The organism is Actinomadura bangladeshensis, assembly GCF_004348335.1.
GTDB lineage: Bacteria > Actinomycetota > Actinomycetes > Streptosporangiales > Streptosporangiaceae > Spirillospora > Spirillospora bangladeshensis.
Map to the genome: position 1 here is coordinate 1 of NZ_SMJW01000115.1, position 25,299 is coordinate 25,299.

Genomic DNA, 25,299 nt, shown 5'->3' on the forward strand with positions numbered 1-25,299 from the left:
GCTCACCCCTCCCTACCTGGGGCGGAGGGCGTCCAGGACGAGGGCCAGGGTTCGCCGGCGGAGGTCGTGCGACCAGGCGCCGGCCAGGGCGCCGTGGGCGGTGGCGGTCACCAGGGCCATCACCTCGTCCAGGCGGGCGTCCGGGCGGACGGTCCCGGCTCCCTTCGCGGCCTCCAGGAGGGTGTCGAAGGCCCGGGAGAGGGCCATGATCTGGTCGTCCGGGTCGATGGAGGCCCTCTCCTCGGCCAGGAGGTTCACCACGGTGCCGATCTCGGCGGAGCTCTCGACCAGATAGGTGAAGTAGTCGAAGAGGGCGGTGGCCGGGTCGCCGTCCGCGATCAGGGTCTCCGCGCGGTCGATGAGGCGCCGCCGCAGGTCCTTCATGATCGCGGCGAGCAGGTCGCGCTTGGTCGGGAAGTGCCGGAAGACGGTGCCGATCGCGACGCCGGCGCGGGCCGCGACCTCCTCGGTGGACGCCGAGGCGCCGCGCTCGGCGAAGACCTCCTGGGCGGCGGCCAGGATGCGGGCGCGGTTGCGGCGGGCGTCCGCGCGCAGGGGCTTGCTCGGTGTCATGCGTCCTTCCGTTGACAAGGTGAGTCGCGACTCATATTTTCCAAAGTGAGTCGCAACTCATGTTAGCCGACCTCGAAGGGACGACCCATGTCCGGGATGACACCGCAGGACCTCTTCGCGCGCTTCCAGCGCAACGCCCTCGCCGGGGAGGCGGGGCTGGACGCGGAGATCCTCGCCGACGACATCGTGCTGGAGACGCCGTTCGCCCCGGACGGGCACCCGCGGCGGGTCGAGGGGCGGGAGACGGTCGCGGCGATGATGCGGGAGGGCCGCAAGGCACTGCCGATCGTGTTCGAGGAGTTCCGGGACGTGGTCGTCCACGAGACCGCCGATCCGGAGGTGATCGTCGCCGAGTACGAGATGGTCGCCTCCGTGCCCGGGACCGGGAAGGCGGGATCGGCGAACTTCATCGTGGTGCTGCGGGCCCGGGACGGGCGCATCGTGCACTGGCGCGAGTACCAGGACCGCGCGGCGATGGCCGAGGCGCTCGGGTAGTCACTCGTCGTCCAGGGCGTAGGTGAGGTAGCGGTCGGCGGAGCGGCGGACGGCGTTCTTGCCGTCGGTGTAGACGATCTTCCTCCACCAGGCGCCGTAGACGCGGTCGAAGTCGTAGGGCTCCAGGAGGCGCAGGGCGCGGCGCACGATGCGGGGGCGCTCCGGGATGTGGTTCGGGTAGCTGTACATGAAGCTCACCCAGTCGCGGTCCTGGACGACCGTCAGGATGTCGCCGGAGAACAGGGCGCGGGCGTCGCGCCAGTGCAGGACCTGGCCGCCGTCGAAGTGGACGCCGGCGTTGATCAGCGTGAGGCCGTCGGCGAGTTCGCGGGTGTCGCCCTCCCAGAAGACGACGGAGTCGTCCGGGCGGGCCACCCATTCGCGGTCGGCCGCGTGGATGTAGACGGGGGCGTCGAAGGCGTGCGCCCACTCGATCATCGAGCCGTAGAAGTGCGGGTGGCTGATCGCGATCGCGGAGACGCCGCCGAGGTCGTTCACCTGGCGGATCAGGTCGTCGTCGATGTGCGTGACCATGTCCCAGAGGACGTTGCCGGACGGGGCGCGCAGCAGCAGGGCGCGCTGGCCGATGGCGGTGGACGGCTCGGTGCCGATCCCGACGACGTCCGGGCCCTCCTCGGCGATCCGGCCGCGGTGGCCGGCGCGCAGTTCCTCCAGGGTCGTCCATTTCTGGCCGTCCCAGCCGACGTACTGGCGCTCGTCCTCGCAGATGGGGCAGTCGGGGCGGGGCCCGCCGTACTGGACGCCGCAGGTCGCGCAGATCGGAAAGTCCATGATCACATTGTCTGGCAGCGGACCGGCCGGTGCGACAGGATGGAGGCGCTTTTTCGGCCGAGGAGGGGTCATGGACTGGCGCGACGTGATCGACGAGCTGGACGCGGGCACCGAGCGGATCATCGTGACGCTCGGCAAGCTCACCGAGCAGGACCTGCGCGGCCCGTCGGCGCTGCCGGGATGGAGCCGCGGGCATGTCGCCACCCATGTCGCCCGCAACGCCGACTCCCTCTGGAACCTGCTCGAATGGGCCCGGACCGGGGTAGAGATCCCGCAGTACCCGAGCCTGGAGCGGCGCAACGCCGACCTCGACGCGGGCGCCGGGCGCGACGGCGAGGCGCTGATCGCGGACGTGCGCGCCACGGCCGCGCGGTTCGCCGAGCAGGCCCGCGCGCTGCCGGAGGACGCGTGGAACGCGTCCGTGCGGTCGATGCCGGGGTGGGCGCATCCCGCCTGGTACACGGTGTTCCGCCGGTGGAACGAGGTGGAGGCGCACCACGTCGACCTCGCCGCCGGGTACGGGCCCGCCGACTGGCCCGAGTCCTACGTCCGGTGGGCGTCGGCGGCGACGCTGGCGGACATGGCCGCCTTGCCCGTGGAGCGCTGCGGCGAGCTGGCCGGGTACCGCATCACCGCGACCGACTACGGCGAGTCCGCCGACCTCGGCTGGACGGCCGGCGGCCCGGAGGCGTCCGGGTCCGGGCGGGCGCTGCTCGGCTGGCTGTCGGGCCGCACGGACGGCTCGGGCGTCCACGTCCGCCCGGACGGCCCGCTCCCGGAGCCGCCGCCCTGGCCGCACCGCCCGGCGGACTTCTAGTCGTCGCCGGCGAGGCGGCGCAGCGCGTCGGCGGAGCGGACGACGATCCCGGTGCGGGTGACGGCCACGCCGTCGCGCAGCGGCTCGGCGGCGAGGATCTGCGCGACCTTGCGGCGCCCCATCCCGGTCCAGCGCGCGAGGTCCTGCTGGGAGATCGGGACCTGGACGTGGACGCCCTCCGCCGTCACGCCGTCCGGCCGCTCCTCCTTGAACGGGGTTCCGAACCGCTCGACGAGGCGCAGGAGCCGGGAGGCGAGTCGGCGCTCGGGCTCGTCGGGGAAGTGGGCGACGCGCAGCTCGTTGGCGTCGCGCAGCCGCTCGGCGAGGACGGCGGCGACGGCCCAGGCCGACTCCGGCCGGGCGTCCAGGACGCTCCGGAGCCGGGCGGCGGGCAGCACCAGCGCCTCCACGCGGGTCATCGCCTCGACGTTGGCGTGCCGGATCCCGCCGTCGGCCGCCTCGACCTCGCCGACCAGGTCGCCCGGCCCGAGGACGTCGAGGATGGCGATCTCGCCGTCCCGGTCCACCCACACCTTCACCGCGCCGGCGCGCACCACGAAGACCTGGGACGCGCGGGTGTGCTCGCGCATCAGGAACGCGCCCGGCCTGATCACCACGGGGGCGCCGGCGCCGCGCAGCGCCTCCCGGGCGCGCGGGCTCAGCGCGTCCCAGAACCGGGTGGCCGCCATCTCGCCTCCTCACCGGACCCGGCCCGGGCGGCGGCCCGCGACCCTCGGACGATCACTGTCCGGTGACCGCGGCGCCTCGCCGGCGGAGTAGGCCGTTCGTCACATGTCGAGTGATCTCTCCGATTCAAGCAGGTTGTCGAGGGCGCGGACGCGCCGGACGCAGTCGGCCGCCGCGGTCCGGTCGCCGAGCGCGAGGTGCGAGGCGCCGAGCAGCTCCAGGGCCTGCCGCAGCCCGCGCCGGTCGTCCATGTCGCGGCGGATGGCGATCTCGGCGTCGACGTGCTCGACCGCGCGGCCGTGCCTGCCGAGCAGCTGGGACGCGCGGGCCATCGTGTGCAGCGCGTGCGCCTGCTCGCGGGCGGCGCCGAGCTCGGCGGCGAGGTCGAGGGCGCGGCGGCCGGTCTCCAGGGCCTCGTCGGCGCGGCCCAGGTCGAGGTGGATGGCGGCGAGGTGGACGAGGCCGGTGGCCTCGCTGTGCCGGTCGCCGACCTCGCCGAGGAAGCGCAGCGCCTCCAACTCCTCCGCGAGGGCCTCCTCGGGGCGTCCCGCACGGCGCAGCACGGCGGCGAGGGTGTCCAGGCCGACGCCGAGGCCGTACCAGTCGCCGCCCGACCTGCGCAGGTGCAGCGCCTGCCGGGCCGCGTGCTCGGCCTCCACGGGCAGCCCGAGCCAGGAGTAGGTGCGGGCGAGGCTGCCGAGCGTCCCGGCCATGCCGCTGCGCGCGCCGAGCCGGTGCCACAGGTCCAGGGCCTCCAGGCCGAGGACGAGCGCCTCCTGCGGGCGGCCGAGGCGGCGCATCACGACCGACAGGTGCTCCAGGTCGTGGGCCTCGCCGTGCTGGTCGCCGATCTCGCGGCGGATCTCCAGCGCGCGCAGCAGGTGCTCGCGCGCCTCCCGGTAGCGGCCGAGCCGCCAGTGGACGATCCCGATCTGCGCGAGCGCCTCGGACTCGCCGTGCCGGTCGCTGGTGTCGCGGTGCAGCCGCAGCGCCTCACCGCAGTAGGTGAACGCCTCGGCGAACTTGGTGGCCTCGCACATCAGCATCCCGAGCGTGGTCAGCGCGCGCGCCTCCCCGTGGCGTCCGCCCAGGGCCCGGTACGTGCGCAGCGCCTGCTCGGCGTCCTGCTGCGCCAGGTCGCGCAGGCCGAGCGCGGCGTTCATCCGGGCGAGCTCCGTCATCGCCTGCGCGGCACCGTGCATGTCGGCGAGCTCCTGCCGGATCGACAGCGCCTCCAGGGCGTGCGTCACCGCCTCGTGGACGTTCCCCTGCCGGCGGTGCACGCCGGCGACGGTGATCAGGGTCTCGGCCACGCCCGCCTGGTCCTCGATCCGGCGCCGGGCGGTGAGGGCCTCGGCGGCGTGGACCAGGGCGGTCTCGTAGTCGCCGAGGCCGAGGTGGGCGCGGGCGAGGGTGCTGCGGCTCTTGGCCACGCCGGCCTCGTCCCCCAGCTCCTCGTGGATGTCCATGGACCGCCGCGCGTGGTCGATCGACGTCATGTAGCGGCCGAGGACGACGTGGACGTCGGCGAGCGTCGCGAACGTCACCGCCTCCCCGTACCGGTCGGGCGGGTCGACGGCCCGGAACCCGCGCCGCGCGTCCTCGCCGTAGCCGATGGCCTGGACGGAGTCGCCCAGCTCGAAGTGCGCCACCGCGAGGTTGTGCAGCATCACGGCCGCCGCCGCCCAGTCCTCCTCGGTGCGGGCGGCGTGCAGGCCCGCCTGCTGGACGGCGATGTTGTCCTCGCTGTAGCGGCGGAACCCCTGGAAGTCGAACAGCGCGTCGGCGAGTTCCCAGCAGGTGCGGTGCAGGCCGAGCCGGGCGGCCTGGTGGACGGCGGCGACCAGGTTGCGCCGCTCGGCCTCGAACCAGGCGAGGGCCGCCGCCCGCTCGGCCGCCGACGGGCGGCCGCGGGCCTCGCCCCGGTGGGCGGTGGGCCGGGGCCGGCCCGGCAGCGCGGCGCCCGCCTCGCGGGCCTCGGCGAGGTAGCCGGCCAGCAGCCGGCGCTGGGCCGCCTGCAGCTCGCCGTCGGAGTCCTCCCCGAGGCCGCGCTCGCGGGCGAACTCGCGGAGCAGGTCGTGCATCCGGTAGCGGTCCGGGCCGACGTCCTGCACCAGGTACGCCTGCCGCAGGCCCTCCAGGCACTCGCGGGCCCGGTCCACCGTCCGGTCCTGGAGCGCGGCGAGCGCGGCGGGCGTGAAGTCGGGGCCGGCGACCAGTCCGAGCCGGCGGAACGCCTCCCGCTGGTCGCGGCGCAGGCTCCGGTAGGCGACGTCGAACGTCGGGTCGACGACGGCGCTCAGCCCCGGCGCGGGCGTCCCGTGCGCCGCGCCGCCGGGCGCGTCCCGGGCGGTCAGCTCCCGGACGGTCCCGGCGATCGACTCGCCGGGGTTCTCGGCCAGCCGCCCGGCCATGACGCCGAGCGCGAGCGGCAGGTGCCCGCACTCGCGGGCGAGCCGCACGATGGCCTTCTCCTCGTCCCGGACGCGGGCGTCGCCCGGCCCGAGGACGCCCGCGATGAGGTCGACGGCCTCCTGCGTCGCCATCTCCCGCAGCTCCAGCGTCCGCACGTCGGCGCCTTCGAGCAGCGCGGGCAGCCGCCGCCGGCTGGTCACCACCACCAGCCCGGACGCCACCGCCGCCAGCAGCGGGCGGACCTGCTCGGGCTGGACGGCGTTGTCGAGGATCAGCAGCATCCGGCGGCCGCCGAGCAGGGAGCGGCACTGCGCGGCGAGCTCGTCCTCGGTGCGCGGCAGCTGGTCGCCGGGGACGCCCGCCGCCCGCAGCACCTGCCCCATCGCCTCCGCCGGGGTGACGGGGCTGCGGGTGGTGCCGCGCAGGTCGGCGAACAGGGCGCCGTCGGGGAACCGGTCGGCGACGCGGTGCGCCCAGTGCAGCGCCAGCGTCGTCTTGCCGACGCCCGCCATGCCCTGGACGACGACCGCGCGCGGCCACACCGACTGGCCGACGAGCAGGTCCAGCTTGCTGAGGCTGACCGCGCGTCCGGCGAAGAACGGGTTGTCGGCGGGCAGCCGCGCCGCGGGCGGGCGGCCGCCGGGGGGCCCCAGCCGCACCGGCTCGCGCGCCGCGATCCCGGCGTCCGCCGCGGGGGCCGGCTCGGCCGCGGCCGGTCCGGGCGCGGGGGCGCCGGCGGCGGGCCACTCGTCCCCCCAGGGGCTCGCGGCGCGGCGCAGCCGCTCGAGGTCCAGGACGGTCAGCGGGCGGGGCCGCCGGTGCAGGATGCCCTTGGCCCGCCACGACCGGAACCACCGCACCAGCGTCTCGCGGGAGATGCCCGCCCAGTTCGCCAGCTCCGCCTGGCTGAGCCGCAGCGGGATCAGGGTCTCCTCCGCCGCGCCGGGCTCGCCGAACCGGTGCGCCAGCTCCAGCAGGTGGTAGGCGAGCCGCTGCGGATGGTCGGCCGCCCGCACCGCGTGCCGCCGGCCGCCGAAGGTCTCCCGCTCGGAGATCGCGTGCATCATCGCCTCGGCGACCTGCGGGGACGCCGCCAGCAGGCGGCGGAAGGTGGCGCGGTCGACGCGCAGCGCCGCGACGTGGTCGAGGGCGGCGACGGTGCCGCGCTGCGGGTGCCCCCACGGGCCGAGCAGGCCGACCAGGTCGCCCGGCCCGAACAGATCGATGATCGACTCGTCGCCGTCGCTGGAGTCGACGAACTCCTTGGCTACCGCGTTGCTGGCCGCCCGCGGCGACGCCTTGAACACCACGTACACGGCCGGCGCGACCGACCCCTGGTGGCACAGCATGCCGCCGGGCGGGATGTCGGTGCGCCGGCCCATGGCGCGCAGCGCCTGCCGGTCGGTGGGGGCCAGCCGGTCCCAGAAGCTGCCCGGCCGGACGTCCGGCAGGTGGTCGCCCGACGGCGCGTCGATCGGTGCGGGGTCGATCAATCCGGTCACCCTCCCGCCATCGCCGCCGCCAGCGTCCAGAACAGGAACAGCACCGAGGTGGCCGCCGCCCACGTGACGGCCTGCCAGGACAGCTCCCCGCAGCGGTGCGCCGCCGACAGCAGCCGGCGCAGCTCCGCGTCGCGGACCCGGTCGTCCAGCGCGACCGCCGACGCGAACGGCGTCCACGGCACCCCGGGGTCGAGGGGCGAGCCGGTGCGGCCGCGCACCTCGCCGAGCACCGCGACCAGCGTCCGGCGGGACCGGACCGCGTAGCCGGCCGAGATCGCGAACGACCCGGCGAGCACCGGCAGCAGCGCCAGCGCGGGGAGGCCGGGCAGGCCGGCCGCCAGCCGGGAGACGGTCCCGGCCAGCACGAGGGCGAGGAACACCGCGGCGATCGCGGAGTCCCGGCCGCAGAGCCGGACCAGTGCGCAGGCGTGCCCGAGGAGGTCCTCCGGCTGCTCGCTGCCCGGTCCGGAACGGAATGCGGTCACCAACGCTTCACCGTCCTCACGGGTCGAACCTGATCTTCCAATTCCCATGCTGCACTGGCAAGGAGGGAAGTTCCGTCCGTAAGCGCACGCTTTGGGTGCGTCTGGTGACTCATTCTCCCGGCGGGACCTGGCGCCCCCGGCCGCGACATGAGGGAAGATGGTCTCCGCACCACCGACGGGGAGGACCCCATGACCTACACCGGGAACGTCGAGACCGGCGGGCGTCCCGACGTCCGGGAGCTGCCGGGGCTGGCGGTCACGAAGGTGAGCGTCGGCCCGTACGACAACAACGCCTACATCCTGCGCTGCACCGCGACGGGCGAGCGGCTGCTCATCGACGCGGCGAACGAGGCGTCCAGGCTGCTGGAGCTGATCGGCGACGGCCCCCTCACGCGCATCGTCACCACCCACCGCCACCAGGACCACTGGATGGCGCTGAGCGAGGTGGTGCGCGCCACCGGCGCGCCCGTCATCGCGCACACCCGCGACGCCGAGGCCCTGCCGGAGCCGGTCGCCGAGCAGGTCGAGCACGGCGACACGGTCTCCTTCGGCGAGGTGTCCCTCGACGTCATCCATCTGCGCGGCCACACACCCGGCTCGATCGCGCTGCTGTACGACGCCGGCGGCGACCTCGCCGACCGGCCGCACCTGTTCACCGGCGACAGCCTCTTCCCCGGCGGCGTCGGCAATACCTGGGGCGACGCGGCCCGCTTCAAGCAGCTCCTCGCCGACGTCGAGGAGCGCGTCTTCGACCGCCTCCCCGACGCCACCTGGTTCTATCCGGGCCACGGCAAGGACTCCACGCTCGGCCGCGAGCGCCCGTCCCTCCCGGAGTGGCGCGAACGGGGCTGGTGACTCCCGGCCCCGTCCCGGAACAAGCGGTGCGGGGTGTTCGTTGGCCCCATCACCATCGGGCCGACTCCGGGAGACGACCATCCACGAACCCGACGAGGTGGATCCGGGACCCGCCCTGCGCTACCCGGCGGGTTCCCTGGTGCTCGTCGCCGGGCTGCCCGGGGCGGGCAAGAGCACGCTGCTCGACCGGCTCTACGGGATGCGCGGCGACGAGACCGCCCCGGTGCCCGCCGGCGGAGTCCTGGTGATCGACTCCCGGCAGTCCCGCAACTGGTGGGCGCGGTTCCTGCGCCCGCTCCCGCCCCGGCTGCGCACGCCCCTCGTCCACGCCACCCACGTGTGGCGCATCGGGCGCGCGATCCTCGCCGGGCACGCCGTCGTCGCGCACACGCGCGGCACCTGGCCGCACATCCTGCACCTGTTCGCCTGGCTGGCGCGCCGCCGCGGCGGCCGGCTGCACCTGATCCTGCTCGACGTCGCCCCCGAGACCGCCCGCGCCGGCCAGTACGCCCGCGGCCGCGCCGTCACCTCGGCCACCTTCAACCGGCACTGCCGCCGCTGGCGCCCCCTGGTCGACCGCGCCCGCGGCGGCGGCCCCCTGCCGCCCGCGGCCGGCGTCACGGTCCTCGACCGCACCGCCGCCGACAAGCTCCAGGCGATCCACTTCGCCTGACTCCGCGCCCCGGCGTCGCGCACGCGGGTGATCTTGTCCTCGTACCCGCGGGGGGTGTTCCGGGGAGCAGAAGGATGGGGGCAGGTCAGCGGGGAGATATATAGGGTCGGGGGAAGATCGAGACGACGAGAGGCGGCAGTATGGCGCAGCAGGTTCGCGGGGTCGTCGCACCCGGCAAGGGGCAGCCGGTGCGGATCGAGACGGTCAACGTGCCGGACCCGGGGCCGGGTGAGGCGGTCGTCGACGTCCAGGCGTGCGGGGTCTGCCACACCGACCTGCACTACCGCGAGGGCGGGATCAACGACGAGTTCCCGTTCCTGCTCGGGCACGAGGCCGCCGGGGTGGTCGAGTCGGTCGGCGAGGGGGTCACCGAGGTGGCGCCGGGCGACTTCGTCGTCCTGAACTGGCGCGCGGTGTGCGGGCAGTGCCGGGCCTGCCTGCGGGGACGCCCCTGGTACTGCTTCAACACGCACAACGCCGCGCAGAAGATGACGCTGGCGGACGGCACCGAGCTGTCGCCCGCGCTCGGGATCGGGGCCTTCGCCGACAAGACGCTGGTGGCGGCCGGGCAGTGCACGAAGGTCGACCCGGCGGCCAGGCCCGAGGTGGCGGGGCTGCTCGGGTGCGGCGTGATGGCCGGGCTCGGCGCGGCGATCAACACCGGGCAGGTCGGGCGCGGCGACTCGGTCGCGGTCATCGGCTGCGGCGGCGTCGGCGCGGCGGCCGTCCTCGGCGCCCGGCTGGCCGGCGCCGCGACGATCATCGCGGTGGACCTGGACGAGCGCAAGCTCACCACCGCGTCGGCCCTCGGCGCCACGCACACGGTGAACGGCGGGGACAAGGACGTCGTCGAGACCGTCCGGGAGCTGACCGGCGGGTTCGGCGCCGACGTGGTCGTGGACGCGGTCGGCCGCCCGGAGACCTACGAGCAGGCGTTCTACGCGCGCGACCTCGCCGGCACCGTGGTCCTCGTCGGCGTGCCGACGCCGGAGATGAAGCTGGAGCTGCCGCTGCTGGAGGTGTTCGGGCGCGGCGGTTCGCTGAAGTCGTCCTGGTACGGCGACTGCCTGCCCTCGCGCGACTTCCCGATGCTCATCGACCTCTACCTGCAGGGCCGCCTGGACCTGGACGCGTTCGTGTCCGAGACCATCGGCCTGGACGACGTCGAGGCGGCGTTCGAGAAGATGCACCACGGCGACGTGCTGCGCTCGGTGGTGATGCTCTGATGGCTCTGTCTTCACCACGGGCACGCATCGACCACATCGTCACGTCCGGGACGTTCTCGCTGGACGGCGGCACCTGGGAGGTCGACAACAACGTCTGGATCGTCGGCGACGACGACGAGGCGATCGTCATCGACGCCGCGCACGACGCCGACGCGATCGCGGCGGCGGTCGGCGACCGGCGGCTCGCGGCGATCGTGTGCACGCACGGCCACGACGACCACATCGACGCGGCGCCCGCGCTCAAGGCGCGGACGGGCGCGCCGATCCTGCTGCACCCGGACGACCTGATGCTCTGGAAGCAGAAGCACCCGGACACCAGCCCCGACGGCGACCTCGCCGACGGCCAGGTCATCACCGTGGCGGGGACCGAGCTGACCGTCCTGCACACGCCGGGCCACTCCCCCGGCGCCGTGTGCCTCTACGCACCCGGCCTGGGGACGGTGTTCTCCGGCGACACGCTGTTCAACGGCGGGCCGGGCGCCACCGGCCGGTCGTTCTCCGACTTCCCGACGATCATCACGTCGATCCGGGAGCGGCTGCTGACGCTGCCTGCGGAGACGGCCGTCCGCACCGGGCACGGCGAGTCCACGACGATCGGCGCGGAGGCGCCCGGCCTCGACGAGTGGATGGCCCGCGGGCACTGACCGGGATATCGTCCCCGGTGGCGGACAGGCGTCCCGAGCCGGGAGGGTGCGATGCGACGGGCACCGCTCGCCCTGCCGCTGTGCGGGGCGCTGCTGTGCGGGGTGCCGGCCGGGTGCGGCCAGAGCACCGAGGAGGCGGCGGGATACGTCCCGCCGCCCGCCGCGCCCGCAGCGCCCGCCCCGGCGCCCGCGCCCGCCGCGACGGCGTCGGCACAGCCGCGGCCCCAGCCGCTCGGGCGGCCCGGCGGGTGGCGCGTCACCACCTACTACACGGCCCTTGAGAGCCTCTACGACGGCGAGCGCAAGGCCGTGAAGGGCTGCACGCGGTTCCACTGCTCGCACGGGAAGGCGCCGCTCGGGTCGTACCCGGAGGACTTCCTGAAGGTCGTCCAGATGGAGGGCAGCGGGCGCATCACCGCGGGTCCGCAGCGGGGCCGGTACCTGAACTGGTCGCACAGCGTCGGCTTCTGGCTGGACGACACGACCCGCGACTCCCGGGGCCGCCCGCTGGAGCCGTGGACGTCGGCGGCGGCCGACAAGTCGGTCCTCGCGCGGGGCCGGCGGTTCGCGATCGTCGAGTGCGGCAGGGACGGCACCGGCCGCCCCATCGCGAGCACGGTGTGCGAGGCGTTCCGGAAGGCCCGCTGGACGGTCACCGACCTGTTCCGCCCCGGATACGGGGGCGCGAACCACGCCGACGTCTACATCGGCGAGGAGAAGGGCTCGCGGCTGTCCGGGTCGCCCTTCTACACGACGCTGAACGGCGCCACCCTCGGCCCGTCCTAGGTCGGGACGCGCTCGGACGGCCGCGGCATGGCGAGCCGGGTGACCTGCGTCCGGCCCCGGAGGGTGACCTCCTCGCCGAGCGACCAGTGGGCGGCCTCCTCCGGGTCGGCCTGCGCGACGAGCGAGCCCGCCGCGAGGACGCGCTCCTCGGTGTTCTTGGCCATGTCGGTGAGGCGCGCGGCCTCGTTGACCGGGTCGCCGATCACGGTGTACTCGAAGCGCTCCTCGGCGCCGATGTGCCCGGCCACCGCCTCGCCCGCGGAGACGCCGACGGCCGCCCGCACCCCGGGGACGTCGTCGCGCAGCCGGCGGGCCAGCTCGCGGGACGCGGCGAGCGCGCGGCCGGGGGCGCCCTCCAGCGCCAGCGGCGCCCCGAAGATCGCGAGCGCGGCGTCGCCCTCGAACTTGTTGATCCAGCCGCCGTGCGCGCCGATGACCTCGACGACCACGGCGAAGAAGTCGTTCAGCAGCCGGACGACCTCGGCGGGCGGCCGGTCGGCGGCGAGCCGGGTGGAGCCGATGATGTCCACGAAGATCACCGCGACCTCGCGCAGCTCGCCGCCGAGGTCGATGCCGCGCTCGACGGCGACGCGGGCGACGTCCGCGCCGACCTGCCGGCCGAACAGGTCGCGGAGCCGCTCGTGCTCGCGCAGCCCGGCGGCCATGTGGTTGAACCCGGCCTGCAGCAGCCCGATCTCGCTGGCGTCGTAGACGGGGACCTCGACGTCCAGGTCGCCGCGCTGCACGCGGGCGAGGCCGCGCCGCACCGACTCGACCGGGTCGGCGATGGCGCGGGCTGCGGTGTAGGTGACGCCGAGGCCGACGACCAGCGCGATGCCGCCGAGCGCGAGCACCGCGATCGCGAAGTCCCGCACGGTGATCCTGGCGATGACGAAGGAGCCGATGGCGAGGGTGATCAGCCCGAGGATCGGCACGGCGGTGCCGAGCCCCCAGGCGAGCACGGAGCGGGCGACGACGCCGGGCAGGCCGGTGCGGGTCGGCAGCTCGCTGCGCAGCGCGGTGGTGACGGCGCGGCGCAGCAGCCGCTCGGTGAGCAGGTAGACGACCGTGCAGGTGGTGAGGCCGCCGAGCAGGCTGGTCAGCCCGAGCTTGACGGCGAGGAGGCCGGAGAAGGGGGCGTTGATGACGACCCAGCCGATCGTCCCGATGGCCCACAGCGTCAGGTGCAGGGCCATCAGCCGCAGCGGCCCGTACAGCAGCAGGGCGCGCTCGTGCCGGTCGGGCTCCCCGTGCCGCTCGACGAGGCGCCGGACGCGGCGGAAGAACCGCTCGCCGAGCAGCAGGCCGACGGGCACGGCGGCGGACACGTAGGCGGTGAAGACGATGAGGTTGATGAGCTGGAGCCGGTCGGAGACGTGCCCGACCGGGTCGGGGACGACGACCGCGAACACGAGCACGACGAGCGCGCCGCCGAGGTTGGCGAGGCCGGTGGCGATGGTCACGAGGATCCGGGCCCGGCGGGCGATCCGCGCCCGCGAGTCGCCGGGGGCGCCGTCGATGAGGCGCCACAGCGGACCGAGAAGGCTTCGCCGGGGCCGCGGCGCAGGCTCCGCCTTTTCGGTCTCCATGAGCGTGCAGGTTATCCGGTTATATCCCCCGCAGCCCCTCCCCCGGCGCGCGACCTCGGGGCGGGATTGCTCACTCAGGTGCGAATCGGGTCCAGGAGGCGGTGCGGGGAGCGCAGCACCGCGCTGACCGGATCGGTGCGGCGCCGGACGCCGGGCCCCGCGTGGATCTCCAGTTCCTCCGGCGCGACCGTCCGCCCGCAGGCGGCGCACCGCCCGTCCGGGCCGACGCGGGTGCCGCAGTCGGCGTGCAGGAACAGGCGGCACGGCTCGGCGGACAGGTGGTCCTCCGCCCAGCGGGCGAGCGTGTGGACGACGGGCCACAGCTCCTTGCCCATCTCGGTGAGGACGTAGTCGTGGCCGTCCTTGCCCAGGACACCGGTCTCGACGAGCGACTGGAGCCGCGCGGACAGCACCGCGCGCGGGATGTCCAGGTGGACGTGGAAGTCGCTGAACCGGCGGACGCCGTAGAAGGCGTCCCGCACGATCAGCATCGTCCAGCGCTCCCCCACGACCTCCAGCGCGCGGGCGAGCGAGCAGTCCTGCGCCGCGTAGTCCTTGCCGAGTGCCATGCGTCCCACAGTACCCGCCAGGGGGTTCATTCATTGAACTCCCACGTGCTACCGTCGGCCCCCTTGGTTCGTTCACTGAACTCTAGGAGACCGCATGACGACTCTGGCCGCACCCCGCGCGGCGCGCCGCGCGCCCGGCCCGGCGGCCGCGCTGACGCTGCCGGCCGCCGCCACCCTGCTGGCCCTCATGAACTACTGCGCGCCGGCGGCGACGCTCGCCGACACCGCGCGCGGGCTGCACGCCGGGGCGACCGCGCAGATCTGGCTGATGAGCTCGATCAGCCTCGGCCTCTCGGCGGCGCTGCTCGCGGCCGGCAGCCTCGCCGACGACCACGGGCGCAAGCGGGCGTTCGTGGCCGGCGCGGCGGCCCTCGCCGCCTCCAGCGTGGCGTGCGCGCTCGCGCCGAACGCCGCGGTGTTCGTCGCGGGCCGGATCGCGCAGGGCGCCGCCAGCGCGGCGCTGCTGGTGACCGGGCTCGGCATCGTCGGCGCCTCGTTCGAGCCGGGCCCGCGCCGGGCGCGGGCCACCGGGACGTGGGGCGCGATGGTCGGCCTCGGCATCGCGCTCGGCCCGATCGGCGCGGCCGGGCTGACCGCGCTCGGCGGCTGGCGCCTCTGGTACTGGGCGGCGGTCGCCGCCTCCGTGCTGCTCGCGGCCGCCGCGGCCCGGTCGCTGGAGGAGTCGCGGGCCGAGCGCCCGCGCGGCCTGGACCTGCCGGGCCTCGCCACGATGAGCCTCGGCGTGGCGGCGCTGGTGGCGGCGATCACCTGGGGCCGCACCGGCTGGACGGCGCCGGGCGTCCTCGCGCTGTTCGCGGTCGCGGCCGTCCTGCTGGCCGTGTTCGTGCTGGTGCAGGCGCGGCGCCGGGAGCCGATGGTCGACCTGGCGCTGTTCCGGCGCCCGGCGTTCCTGCTGTCGGTGACGGGCGCGCTCGTCACCGGGCTCGCCGTGATCGGCATCATGACCTACCTGGCGACGATGATGAGCCTGGTCATGGGGCTGACGCCGGTCGGGGCCGCGCTGGTGCTGGCGATCTGGTCCGCGCTGTCGTTCGCGGTCGCCCTGCAGGCGCACCGGCTGCCGGCGCGGCTGCCCGTCCGGCGGCTGCTGGCCGCCGGGTTCGCGCTGTCGGCCGCCGGCCAGTTCGCGATGGCGGACCTGGCCCCGGACGCGCACTGGTGGCGCCTCGCCCCCGGCCTGGCCGTCGCCGGCGTCGCGAGCGGCCTCACCAACGCGATGCTCGCCCGGCTGGCCGTGGAGAGCGTCCCCGCCGACCGCGCGAGCATGGGCGCCGGCGCGAACAACACCGCCCGCTACATCGGGGCGTCGGTCGGCGTGGCGGTCGTCGGGGCCGTCGCGACCGGTTCCGGGCACGACCCGGCCGCGCTGGCGCACGGCACGAACACCGCGATGGTCATCTCGGCGATCGCCGCCCTTGCCTACGCCGCCCTGGCCCTGGCCATCCGCAACCGCCCCTCCACCCCCACACCTCGTTGACCTGCGGCGTGTTGTTGTTATGGAGCGGCTCATAACAACAACACGCCGCAGGTCAACGTCGGCTAGGCGAGTTCTTCGATGAAGGCGGCCAGTTGGGTCAGGTTGCGGCACTCGAACATCGGGAGCAGGTCGCCGTAGCGCGACGCGGCCGAGTCGCCGGTGTCCCACTGGGCGCGGGGTTCGGGGTTGAGCCAGTACGCGTGCCGCGCCCGGTCGACCATCGACCGCAGGATCGGCAGGGACAACTCCCCGTAGTTGGAGCGCGCGTCCCCGAGGATCAGCAGGGACGTCTTGGACGTGACGGCGTCGCGGTACTTCTCGTCGAACACCTTGAGGGCGTGGCCGTAGTTGGAGCGGCCGGTGATCCAGACGAGGTCGGCCTCGGCGGCGAGCCGCGCCATCGCGTCCACGACGTCGGTGCCGGGCGCGAAGTACTTGGTGATCTCGTCGGTGGCGTCGATGAACGCGAACGCGCGGACCTTGCTGAACTGCTCCCGCAGCGCGAACGTCAGCAGCAGCGTGAAGTGCGCGAACGCCGACACCGAGTCGCTGGCGTCGCACAGCACGACCAGCTCCGGCCGGTGCGGGCGGCGCGGCCGGTGGTGGGTGGTGAGCGGCACTCCGCCGCTGGCGAGGGACGCGCGGACCGTCCGGCGGAAGTCCAGCCGCCCGCGCCGTCCGTGCCGCTGCTTCTGCACCAGCCGGGACGCGAGCTTGCGCGCCAGCGGGTACACCTCGCGGCGCAGCGCCTCCATCTCGGCGCGGCTCGCGCCGGCGAAGTCGAGCCGCTCCAGCGGCGGCCGGACGGCGATGCGCGCGGTCCGCTCGACGCCGGTGTCCTCGGCGATGCGGCGGCGGACCTCGCCCGCGACGAGGTCCTGGAACCGGCCGATGCGGTCGCGGAACGTCCGGCGGGCGACCCGCTCGGCCATCCCGCCGCGCTCCCGCCCGCCGAGGACGGCGTTCAGCAGCCGCGCCATGAGCGTGTCGGGCGACAGCGCGTTGAGGACCCCGGAGGAGAACCACGACTCGCGCCCGGGCGTCTGCCCGTACTCGGCGACGGCGAGGCGGGCGAACTGCCGCAGGCCCGCGTCGTCGCCGGACAGCAGCAGCTCCGCCAGCTCGTCCCGGCGGGCCTGCACCCGCGGGTCCAGCGCCGGCGGGACGGGGCGCCCGTCGTCGTTCAGCGTCCGCGCGGGGCGCTCCCGCGGCGCGCCCGCGCCGTCCCCGACCGCCGCCGGGAACCACAGGTCGAAGAGCGTGTCGAACGTCGGGCGGTGCTGGGGCCGCTTGACGACCGTCGCGGCGTAGGCGGCGCGCAGCGACTCGCGGTCCAGCAGGTCGACCGCCTGCATCGCGCGGACCGCGTCCAGGCCCTCCGCGACCGACACCGGCAGCCCGGCCCGGCGCAGCTCCGCGACGAACCCGGTGTGCCGGTCGACGAGGGAGGCCATGTCAGCTCCGCAGCCCCAGTTCCTTCAGGGCGCGCTCATGGTCGGAGACGTGCTTGAGGACGACGCCGAGGGTCCGCGCGACGGCGGCCTCGTCCAGCTCGTCCAGCCCGAGCGCGAGCAGCGTGCGCGCCCAGTCGACGGTCTCGGCGATCGACGGCGCCTTCTTGATCTCCAGGTCCCGGAGCGTCCCCACCGTCCGGACCAGCTGCTCGGCCAGCTCGGCCTCGATCCCCGGCACCTGCGCGAGCACGATGTCGCGCTCCCGCTCGGGCGCCGGGTAGTCCAGGTGCAGGTAGAGGCAGCGGCGCTTGAGCGCCTCCGACAGCTCCCGCGCCGCGTTGGAGGTGATGAGCACGAACGGGCGCCGCACCGCGCTGACCGTGCCGAGCTCGGGGATCGTGACCTGGAAGTCCGACAGGACCTCCAGCAGCATGCCCTCCACCTCGACGTCGGCCTTGTCCGCCTCGTCGATCAGCAGGACGGTCGGGTCGGCCCGCCGGATCGCCGCCAGCAGCGGCCGCTCCAGCAGGAACTCCTCGGAGAAGATGTCGTCGTGGGTCTCCTGCCACGCCCGGTCCGCCGGGGCCGCCTGGATGGCGAGGAGCTGCTTCTTGTAGTTGAACTCGTACAGCGCGCGGGCCTCGTCCAGCCCCTCGTAGCACTGCAGCCGGATCAGCTCCGCGCCGGTCGAGGCCGCGACCGCCTTCGCCAGCTCCGTCTTGCCGACCCCGGCCGGGCCCTCCACGAGCAGCGGCTTCCCGAGCGCCTGCGCGAGGTACACGGTCGTGGCGATCGCCTCGTCCGCGAGGTAGCTGACGCCGGCGAGCCGGGCCGCGACGTCGGCGGGCGAGGCGAACATTCCGTCGGTCATCCGTTGCCCTTCTTCGCGTTGCCCTTCTTCACCGCGACCTTCGTGTACTTCTGGTTGGTCCCGGCGAAGACGAGCGTTTTCGCGTCCTCCAGGCTGACGCCCCAGTAGGACGCGGTCTGCGGGTCGCCGCCCTTCCACGAGTAGCGGAACTTGCCCCCGCCCTCGGGGATGACCGTGCCGGTCCACAGCTTCTGCCCGTTCCGCACCCACACGCCGCTGCCGTCGGCGGTGAACTGGAAGTAGTCCTTCGCCGTGCCCGCCCACCGTCCGACGAGCGGCTTGACGTCGGACGGCTTCACCACCGGGATCGGCGCCAGCGCCGTGCCCGGCGCGGACGGGGACGGGTCCGCCGCGTCCGCCTTCTCGCCCCCGCCGCACCCGGTCAGCGCGAGGACGGCGGCGGCGCACACGCCGAGGACCAGCGAACGGGCCACGGGGACCTCCGGGGGGATCGGGGACGAGAGCGGCAGTGTATTGCCCTTGCTACCTGCGGGGTACAGGCCGGTTCGCCCCGCGGGGTGACGCGGCGCGGCGCGCCCGCCGCCTATAACGGAGCCATGACGACCCCACGACTGCCGCGCGAGGACCTCACGGCGGCGATGGCGGCCCGGCGCGAGCTCGGACCCGACTACGACGACGCCTTCATCGAGACGGTCGTGGACCGCATCGAGGAGGCCCTCGACACGCGCGCCGCCGCCGGGCCGCGGTCCGGGCGCCGTCCGGCACCCGGACCGCGGCCCGGCGTGGAGTACGTCACCGCGGCACGCGATCACAGCCTGGCCATGGCGGTGCTGTCGCTGCTCGCCGCGATCCCGCTGAGCGCGATCGCCGTCGTCAACGCCGGCCTGCCCGGCCTGCTGATCACCATCGCGGGCATCGTCCTGGTGAACCTCACCTACACCTTCCGGCCGCGCTAGCGCCCTACTTGCCGGGCTCCGGGTCGCGGGGCAGGCCGAGGATGCGCTCGCCGATGATGTTCAGCTGGACCTCGGTCGTGCCGCCGTAGATGGTCATCGCGCGGCTGAACAGCATGGCGCGGGCCACGATGCCGCTCTCGGCCATGACGACCTCGGTCGCGGCGGCCGTGCCCTGCGCGGCCCAGCAGTAGTCGGCGACGTCCTGGTTGAACTGGACGCCGAGGAGCTTGCGGACGCTCGCCTCCGCGCCCGGCTCCACGCCGTTCAGCTGCTTGAGGGTGGTCCGCAGGCCGAGCAGGTCGATCGACTGGCCCTGCGCGACGAGCTTGCCGACCTCGGCGGCGGCGACCGTGTCCGGCTGCCGGTTCTCGAAGAACCGCAGCAGCTCGGGGACGCCCATGCCGAGGCCGCCGCCGGTCGACAGCGACACGCGCTCGTTGGAGAGCGTGTTGCGGGCGACCTGCCAGCCCCGGTTCACCTCGCCGACGACCTGGTCGTCCGGGACGAACACGCCGTCCAGGAACACCTCGTTGAACAGCGCCTCGCCGGTCAGCTCGCGCAGCGGGCGGACGTCCACGCCCTCGGCCTTCATGTCGACCAGGAAGTAGGTGATGCCGTCGTGCTTGGCCGCGTCCGGGTCGGTGCGGGCGATGCAGAAGCCCCACTGGGCGTGCTGCGCCAGGGACGTCCAGATCTTCTGGCCGGTGAGCTTCCAGCCGCCCTCGACCCGCTCGGCCTTCATCGACAGCGACGCGAGGTCGGAGCCGGCGCCCGGCTCGGAGAACAGCTGGCACCACACGATCTGGCCGCGCAGCGTCGGGCGCAGGAACCGCTCCTTCTGCTCCTGCGAGGCGTAGCGGACCAGGGAGGGCACCAGCCACGCGCCGATCCCGAGGTTCGGCGCCTTGACCTTGGCGGCCTTCAGCTCCTGCTGGATGAGGATCTGCTCGACCGGCCCCGCCTCCCGGCCCCACGGCTTCGGGAAGTGCGGGACGGACCAGCCCTCGTCGCCCATGCGGGCGTTGAGCGCGTCCTTGTCCTCGATCGCGGCCAGTTCGGCGATCTCGGCGCGGATGCGCTCGCGCAGCGGCTGGGCGTCCTCGTCGAGTTCGAGGACGACCTCGCGGCGGCCCCCGCCGAGCGCGAGCCTCGCGACCTCGGCGGCCCAGTCCTTGGACGGGCCGAGCAGCGACCGGAGCGTGAGGGCGCGGCGCAGGTAGACGTGCGCGTCGTGCTCCCAGGTGAAGCCGATGCCGCCGAGGATCTGGATGGCGTCGCGGGCCGTCTGCACGCCGGCATCGACCGCGATCACGGCCGAGACGGCGGCGGCGAACCCGGCGTCGCCGGCGCCCTCGTCCAGCGCGCGGGAGGCGTCCCACGCGGCGGCGCGGGCCTGCTCCAGCGCGATGAGCGCGCGGGCCGCCTTGTGCTTGACGCCCTGGAACTGGCCGATCGGGCGGCCGAACTGCTCGCGGACCTTGGCGTACTCGGCGGCGGTGTCCACCAGCCACCCGGCGAGGCCAGCGGCCTCGGCGCCGAACAGCGCGGCGGCGAGGTCCCTGACCCGGCCGGTGGTGAGGCCGTCCGCCACCCGGTCGGCGGCGACGGCCACCTCGGACGCCTCCACGGCGGCGACGCGGCGGACCCGGTCCAGGCTCGCGACCGGGGTGACGGTGAGGTCGGCGGCGTCGACCGCGACCCACTGCTCCCCGTCCTCGGCCGCGACCGGCAGGACGATCACGTCGGCGAGCGCGGCGCCGAGCACGGTCCCGGACGTGCCGGACACCAGCAGCGCGTCGCCGTCGCGGCGGCCGGTCAGCGCGCCGTCCAGCGCGACGGCGGCCGTCTTGGACCCGTCGGCGAGCGCGGGCAGCAGCTCCGCGCGCAGCTTGGCGTTGCTGGACGCGTCGATGAGCGCGCTCGCGAGGACGGTCGGCAGGAACGGGCCGGGCGCGGCGGCGCGGCCCAGCTCCTCCAGTACGACCGACAGCTCCAGCAGCCCGTAGCCCTGCCCGCCGTGCTCCTCGGCCAGGTGCAGGCCGAGCAGGCCCTGCTCTGCCAGGGCGGGCCAGAACCCGGGCCTGGCCTCCTCGTCGGCGTCCAGCACGGCCCGGACGGCCGTCGCCGGGATGTTGCGCTCGGCGAAGCCGCGCACCGATTCGGCGAGCGCCTCGTGCTCCTCGGTCAGCCCGATGGCCATGCGTCACCCTTTCTCAGACCTTTTGACCGAGATTCTAGAACAGGATTCGGGTATGTGGGGAGCCAGGCCCGAGGTCAGCCCTCGCGTGTCGCGGCGGCGTCCTCGGCGGCGTCCGCGCCGTCCGCGCCGACCTCCCGCAGCGGCTCGCGCAGCCCCTTGCCGGACGGCTTGCGCCCGACGGCGAGGCTCGCCACCGTGGTGGCCGCGAGCGTCCCGGCGATGACCGCGAGGGACAGCCAGATCGGGATGTCCGGCGCCCATGCGACACCGTACTCGTGCAGCGCGTGGAAGATCAGCTTGACCCCGATGAAGCCGAGGATGAACGCCAGCCCGTGCGCGAGGTAGACCAGCCGGTCGGTGAGGCCGCCGATCAGGAAGTACAGCTGGACCAGGCCCATCAGCGCGAACGCGTTGGCGGTGAAGACCAGGTACGGCTCGGTCGTCAGCCCGAAGATCGCCGGGATGGAGTCCAGCGCGAACAGCACGTCGGTGGAGCCGATCGCGATCATCACGATCGCCATCGGGGTCATCAGCCGGCGGCCGCCGCGCCGGGTGACGAACCGGCTGCCCTCGTACTCCTCGGACGTGGGGATGACGCGCTTGGCCCACCGCAGCAGGCGGTTCTCCTTGAACTCGTCCTCGTCGCCGCCGCGCACCAGGCCGATCGCGGTCCACAGCAGGAACGCGCCGAAGATGAAGAAGACCCAGGTGAAGGTCGAGATCGCGGCGGCGCCGACCGCGATGAACAGGCCGCGCAGCAGCAGCGCGATCACGATGCCCGCCATCAGCACCGCGTGCTGCGCCTGCTTCGGCACCGCGAACCGGGCGAGGATCACCATGAACACGAACAGGTTGTCGACGCTCAGGCTCTTCTCGGTGACGAACCCGCCGAAGTACTCGCCGGCGTACCGGCCTCCGGCGAACAGCCACACGCCGAGCCCGAACAGGACGGCGAGGCCGATGTAGACCGCGGACCAGAACGCGGCCCTGCGGGTCGTGAACTCCCGCGTGTCGTTCCTGTGGATCAGGAACAGGTCGGCGGCGATGACGGCGAGGATGCCTGCGATGGTCAGGCCCCACACCATGGGGGTAACGGTCAACGTGAACACCTCCAGCGGACACGAACGAGCGCTGGAGGTCTCTCCCGCCCTGACGACGATGCGGGCCGCGGAACCCGGGCCGGTGCGGACCGACCGTACTGACGAGAACCGCGCGCGGGGATACTCCCCTCCAATTGCCTACTCCAACGCAGGTCGGCGCGGGGGCGTTCCCTGGTCCGCGAGATTTTCCGGCCCGGTTCCGAACCCCGTCCCCGGCCGGGGCATCAAAGGCTCAGCGCCGGGTGTCGGTCAGCTCCCGGTAGACGCCCGCGAGCTGGTCGACGGCGTCGTCCTCGCCCGGCAGCAGCGCCGACCGCTCGGCGGCGGCCGAGCCGAGCCGCGCCGCCAGCGACGGGTCGTCCAGGACGCGGCTCACCGCCCGCTCCAGCGCCTCCGCGTCGCCCGGCGGCACCAGCAGCGCCGCGTCGCTCTCCGGGCCGTGCAGCAGCGCGTCCCCGGCGGGCCGCGTCGCCCCCACCATGCCCGGGATGCCGCCGACACGGGTCGCCACCAGCGGCTTCCCGGCCCGCAGGATCTCCTGGACGACCAGCGGCTGCCCCTCCCACACGCTCGGCAGCACCGCCACGTCGCAGGCGGCCAGCAGCCCGGGGACGTCCGAGCGGTGGCCGAGCAGCCGGACGGGCAGGTCCTCGGCCTCGATCCGGGCGCGCAGCTCGTCCTCCAGGGGGCCGCCGCCGGCGATCGCGACGAGCGGCGGCGGGGTGCGCGCCGCCCAGACCGCGGCGGCGTCCAGCAGCGTGGGCAGGCCCTTCTGCTCGGCGAGCCGCCCGACCGTGAGGATCAGCGGCCGGTCCCCCACGCCGAGCTCGGCCCGCAGGTCGGCGCGCGCGGCCGGGCCCGGCTGCGCCTTCGGCGCCGGGGCGGGCACGATCGCGTGCCCCACCGACCGGGCGCCGAGCGAGCGCATCCGCTCCTCCAGGTCGGGCGAGACGCCGAGGACGCGGGCGGCGCCGCGCGCCACGACGCGTTCCAGCGCCCCGTACACGGCGGCCGTCCGGCCGCCGGCGATCACGGCGTTGTGCAGGGTGACGACCAGCGGCGCGCCGCCCCGCGAGAACCGCAGCGGCCCCGGCGCGACCCGGGCGCCCGCCGCCACCGCGAGCGCGCCCGCCCGCAGCCCGTGCGCGTGCACGACGTCCGCACCGCGCAGCAGCGACCGCAGCCGCGCCACGGCCCGCGCGTCGCGCACCGGGCGCGGCCGGTCGGCGAAGTCGACGGCGGCGAACCGGACGCCGTCGCCGCCGAACCCGAACTGCTCCTGCGTCCGCGGCGGCCCGCACACGAGCACGCGGGCGCCGCGCCCGGCGAGCCCCGCCGCGACGGACCGGACGTGCCGCCCGACGCCGCCCGCGCTGGTGCCGAGGACGAGCGCGACGCGCAGCCCCTCCAGGTCCCGGTTGTCAGCCATTGCGTGTCACCTTCCGGGTGAGGACGGCGCGCAGGTCGCGCCCGTCGATCACGAAAGCGATGATCAGGAACACCGCGCCGGCGACCAGCGCGGCCAGCGCGCCGGTCCCGACGTTGCGCAGCTCCCCGGCCGGCCCCGTGCCGCCGGGGCCGAGCAGCGCGGCGACCGCGTACCCGGCGCCGCCGCCCGCCGCGCCGCCGAGCAGCCCGGCCGCGAGCGCGCGCGGCAGGCCCCGCGCGGCCGCGGCGCCGCGGGCGCGCACGAGCGTGCCGAGCAGCAGCACGCCGGCGACGGTCATCCCGGCGGCGTTGCCGATGCCGAGGGCCGCGACGACCCACTGCCGTTCGACCGACAGCACCAAGACGACGTCGGCGCCCATCACGACGACCCAGCCCGCGACGACCGCGATGGCCCCCATCCGCCCCCGGTGGCAGGCGAACAGGACGCGTCCGAGGTGCGCGACGAGCCCGTAGCCGAGCAGGCCGGGCGCGAACGCCAGCACCGCCCGCGACAGCACCTCCTGCTGGTCGGGATGGCCGGGGTTGAACACGGCCGCGATCGGGACGGCGACGGCGGCGAGCGCGGCGGCGCCCGCGCACGACACCAGGATCACCGCGCGGGTCGTGGACGCGGTGACCTGGTCGAACCGGTCCTGCTCCCCGGCGCTGATCCGGGCCGACAGCAGCGGGAACGCGCTGGTCGCGATCGGCACCGCCAGGATCGCCCACGGCAGCAGGTAGATCGCCCACGCGTACTGGTAGTTGGCGAGCGCGCCGCCCGTCCCCTCGTAGCTGAGCCGGACGACCAGCAGCGCCGACAGCTGCTGCGCCGCGACCGTGGCGAGGCCGGCGAGCGCGAGCCGCCGCACCCGGCGCGCCACACCGTCGGGGAACCGCAGCGTGGGGCGCAGGCCGAGCCGCAGCCGCCACGTCGCGATCCCGGCGGTCGCCGCCATCGCGACGCCGCCGAGCGTCGTCCCGACCGCCAGCGTCAGCTCCGCGTCCAGCGGCAGGCCGGCGAGGTCGTTCTCGAAGCCGCGGCCGAGCGGCGCGTAGGCGATGTAGGCGCCGATCACCACCAGGCTCGACATGAGCGGCGCCAGCGCGGGCGCCGCGAACCGGCGGTGCGACTGCAGCAGCCCGTACAGGACGACCGCCATGCCGTACATCACCATCTGCGCCGACATGATCGCGAGCATGGTGGAGCCGACGTCGATGATGTCGCCGCGCGAGCAGCCCTTCAGGTCGCCGCCGACCAGCACCTCCATGATCGGGCGGGCGCCGAGCGCCATCAGCGCCGACAGCGGCACCATCAGCACCACGATCCAGGTCAGCAGCGCCGACCCGATCCGGCGGACCTGCTCGCGGTCGCCGCGCTCGGCGGGCCCGGCGAGCACCGGCACGACCATGCTGGCGAGCGCGCCGCCCGCGACGATCTCGTAGACGATGCTGGGGAACTGCGTCGAGGTGAAGTACGCCTGGCTCAGGCAGGACGTCGTGACCGTCTGGGAGAAGGCGTAGGTGCGCCCGAACCCGGCCAGCCGCGACAGGACGGTGATGACCGCGATGACGACGGCGGCGCCCGCCAGGCCGCCGGTCAGCCGGCGCACGGCCGGCGACCGCCGGGCCGGCGGGGACGTTTCGGGAGGGGTCACGCGCGTGGATGCTCCGCGGGGGCCGTCCGGTGCGCCTAGGCCGGGCCCGCGGCGACGCCGTCGCCGGC

The 25,299-nt window shown here is 74.8% G+C and carries 23 protein-coding genes; 9 read left to right on the forward strand and 14 right to left on the reverse strand.

Annotated features, from left to right (window positions below; all coding sequences use genetic code 11):
* Nucleotides 1–12: 12 nt before the first annotated feature.
* The gene (locus tag E1284_RS22040; RefSeq protein WP_131941885.1) at nt 13–573 is read right to left on the reverse strand and encodes a TetR/AcrR family transcriptional regulator; all 561 of its coding nucleotides are present in this window, start codon (nt 571–573) and stop codon (nt 13–15) included.
* Between the two features lie 87 nt (nt 574–660).
* Between E1284_RS22040 and E1284_RS22045 the strand changes: the two genes are divergently transcribed.
* Complete coding sequence (locus E1284_RS22045; protein WP_207923879.1) at nt 661–1,068, forward strand: nuclear transport factor 2 family protein; 408 nt, start codon at nt 661–663, stop codon at nt 1,066–1,068.
* Here E1284_RS22045 and E1284_RS22050 read toward each other — a convergent pair whose 3' ends face one another.
* Nucleotides 1,069–1,860: an MBL fold metallo-hydrolase gene (locus E1284_RS22050; protein WP_131941887.1), complete on the reverse strand. Its 792-nt coding sequence runs from the start codon at nt 1,858–1,860 to the stop codon at nt 1,069–1,071.
* Between the two features lie 70 nt (nt 1,861–1,930).
* On the opposite strand from E1284_RS22050, the gene E1284_RS22055 reads away from it, so the two are divergent.
* Nucleotides 1,931–2,677: a maleylpyruvate isomerase family mycothiol-dependent enzyme gene (locus E1284_RS22055; RefSeq protein ID WP_165965370.1), complete on the forward strand. Its 747-nt coding sequence runs from the start codon at nt 1,931–1,933 to the stop codon at nt 2,675–2,677.
* On the opposite strand, the gene E1284_RS22060 is transcribed toward E1284_RS22055, so the two are convergent.
* The 3 genes from E1284_RS22060 to E1284_RS22070 form a co-directional block, all read right to left on the reverse strand.
* Nucleotides 2,674–3,366, reverse strand: coding sequence for a Crp/Fnr family transcriptional regulator (locus E1284_RS22060; RefSeq protein WP_131941891.1), 693 nt, complete (start codon nt 3,364–3,366; stop codon nt 2,674–2,676). The genes E1284_RS22055 and E1284_RS22060 overlap by 4 nt on opposite strands.
* Nucleotides 3,367–3,465: 99 nt before the next feature.
* Nucleotides 3,466–7,272, reverse strand: coding sequence for a tetratricopeptide repeat protein (locus tag E1284_RS43710; RefSeq protein ID WP_165965371.1), 3,807 nt, complete (start codon nt 7,270–7,272; stop codon nt 3,466–3,468).
* A gap of 5 nt (nt 7,273–7,277) precedes the next feature.
* Nucleotides 7,278–7,766 carry a hypothetical protein gene (locus tag E1284_RS22070; protein ID WP_131941895.1) on the reverse strand — a complete coding sequence of 163 codons (489 nt, stop codon included), beginning with the start codon at nt 7,764–7,766 and terminating at the stop codon, nt 7,278–7,280.
* A 189-nt stretch (nt 7,767–7,955) separates the two neighbouring features.
* Between E1284_RS22070 and E1284_RS22075 the strand changes: the two genes are divergently transcribed.
* The 5 genes from E1284_RS22075 to E1284_RS22095 all read left to right on the forward strand — a co-directional run bounded on the left by E1284_RS22075 (nt 7,956) and on the right by E1284_RS22095 (nt 11,950).
* Nucleotides 7,956–8,621: an MBL fold metallo-hydrolase gene (locus E1284_RS22075; RefSeq protein WP_131941897.1), complete on the forward strand. Its 666-nt coding sequence runs from the start codon at nt 7,956–7,958 to the stop codon at nt 8,619–8,621.
* Nucleotides 8,622–8,718: 97 nt separating this feature from the next.
* A complete protein-coding gene (locus E1284_RS22080; RefSeq protein WP_131941898.1) occupies nt 8,719–9,294 on the forward strand; it encodes an AAA family ATPase in 576 nt (191 codons plus the stop codon).
* Between the two features lie 140 nt (nt 9,295–9,434).
* Nucleotides 9,435–10,520, forward strand: coding sequence for an S-(hydroxymethyl)mycothiol dehydrogenase (locus E1284_RS22085; RefSeq protein WP_131941900.1), 1,086 nt, complete (start codon nt 9,435–9,437; stop codon nt 10,518–10,520).
* Nucleotides 10,520–11,164 (forward strand): MBL fold metallo-hydrolase, encoded by a 645-nt coding sequence (locus tag E1284_RS22090; protein WP_131941902.1) that lies wholly within the window; start codon nt 10,520–10,522, stop codon nt 11,162–11,164. The genes E1284_RS22085 and E1284_RS22090 overlap by 1 nt, the downstream gene beginning before the upstream one ends.
* A gap of 51 nt (nt 11,165–11,215) precedes the next feature.
* Nucleotides 11,216–11,950, forward strand: coding sequence for an RlpA-like double-psi beta-barrel domain-containing protein (locus E1284_RS22095; RefSeq protein WP_131941904.1), 735 nt, complete (start codon nt 11,216–11,218; stop codon nt 11,948–11,950).
* Here E1284_RS22095 and E1284_RS22100 read toward each other — a convergent pair.
* Nucleotides 11,947–13,539: an adenylate/guanylate cyclase domain-containing protein gene (locus E1284_RS22100; protein ID WP_131941906.1), complete on the reverse strand. Its 1,593-nt coding sequence runs from the start codon at nt 13,537–13,539 to the stop codon at nt 11,947–11,949. The genes E1284_RS22095 and E1284_RS22100 overlap by 4 nt on opposite strands.
* Before the next feature lie 74 nt (nt 13,540–13,613).
* Nucleotides 13,614–14,108: a winged helix-turn-helix transcriptional regulator gene (locus tag E1284_RS22105; RefSeq protein ID WP_131941908.1), complete on the reverse strand. Its 495-nt coding sequence runs from the start codon at nt 14,106–14,108 to the stop codon at nt 13,614–13,616.
* A 94-nt stretch (nt 14,109–14,202) separates the two neighbouring features.
* Between E1284_RS22105 and E1284_RS22110 the strand changes: the two genes are divergently transcribed.
* Entirely contained in the window at nt 14,203–15,606 is a 1,404-nt protein-coding gene (locus E1284_RS22110) for an MFS transporter (RefSeq protein ID WP_131941910.1), read from the forward strand.
* 62 nt (nt 15,607–15,668) lie between these two features.
* Here the strand turns inward: E1284_RS22110 and E1284_RS22115 are convergent, their stop codons facing one another.
* From E1284_RS22115 to E1284_RS22125, 3 genes are read right to left on the reverse strand one after another with little or no spacing between them, the layout of a single operon-like run.
* Nucleotides 15,669–17,060 (reverse strand): vWA domain-containing protein, encoded by a 1,392-nt coding sequence (locus tag E1284_RS22115; protein ID WP_131941912.1) that lies wholly within the window; start codon nt 17,058–17,060, stop codon nt 15,669–15,671.
* Between the two features lies 1 nt (nt 17,061).
* Nucleotides 17,062–17,931 (reverse strand): AAA family ATPase, encoded by an 870-nt coding sequence (locus E1284_RS22120; RefSeq protein ID WP_131941913.1) that lies wholly within the window; start codon nt 17,929–17,931, stop codon nt 17,062–17,064.
* Complete coding sequence (locus E1284_RS22125) at nt 17,928–18,365, reverse strand: hypothetical protein (RefSeq protein ID WP_243714662.1); 438 nt, start codon at nt 18,363–18,365, stop codon at nt 17,928–17,930. The genes E1284_RS22120 and E1284_RS22125 overlap by 4 nt, the downstream gene beginning before the upstream one ends.
* Before the next feature lie 123 nt (nt 18,366–18,488).
* On the opposite strand from E1284_RS22125, the gene E1284_RS22130 reads away from it, so the two are divergent.
* The gene (locus E1284_RS22130; protein WP_131941915.1) at nt 18,489–18,848 is read left to right on the forward strand and encodes a hypothetical protein; all 360 of its coding nucleotides are present in this window, start codon (nt 18,489–18,491) and stop codon (nt 18,846–18,848) included.
* A gap of 4 nt (nt 18,849–18,852) precedes the next feature.
* Here the strand turns inward: E1284_RS22130 and E1284_RS22135 are convergent, their stop codons facing one another.
* The 4 genes from E1284_RS22135 to murJ form a co-directional block, all read right to left on the reverse strand.
* Nucleotides 18,853–21,048, reverse strand: a complete 2,196-nt coding sequence (locus tag E1284_RS22135; RefSeq protein ID WP_131941917.1) for an acyl-CoA dehydrogenase family protein — start codon at nt 21,046–21,048, stop codon at nt 18,853–18,855.
* Nucleotides 21,049–21,122: 74 nt separating this feature from the next.
* Nucleotides 21,123–22,148 carry a TerC family protein gene (locus E1284_RS22140; RefSeq protein WP_131941919.1) on the reverse strand — a complete coding sequence of 342 codons (1,026 nt, stop codon included), beginning with the start codon at nt 22,146–22,148 and terminating at the stop codon, nt 21,123–21,125.
* A 232-nt stretch (nt 22,149–22,380) separates the two neighbouring features.
* Complete coding sequence (locus E1284_RS22145; protein ID WP_207923880.1) at nt 22,381–23,577, reverse strand: glycosyltransferase family 4 protein; 1,197 nt, start codon at nt 23,575–23,577, stop codon at nt 22,381–22,383.
* Complete coding sequence (gene murJ, locus E1284_RS22150) at nt 23,570–25,231, reverse strand: murein biosynthesis integral membrane protein MurJ (RefSeq protein WP_243714663.1); 1,662 nt, start codon at nt 25,229–25,231, stop codon at nt 23,570–23,572. The genes E1284_RS22145 and murJ overlap by 8 nt, the downstream gene beginning before the upstream one ends.
* Between the last annotated feature and the right edge of the window lie 68 nt (nt 25,232–25,299).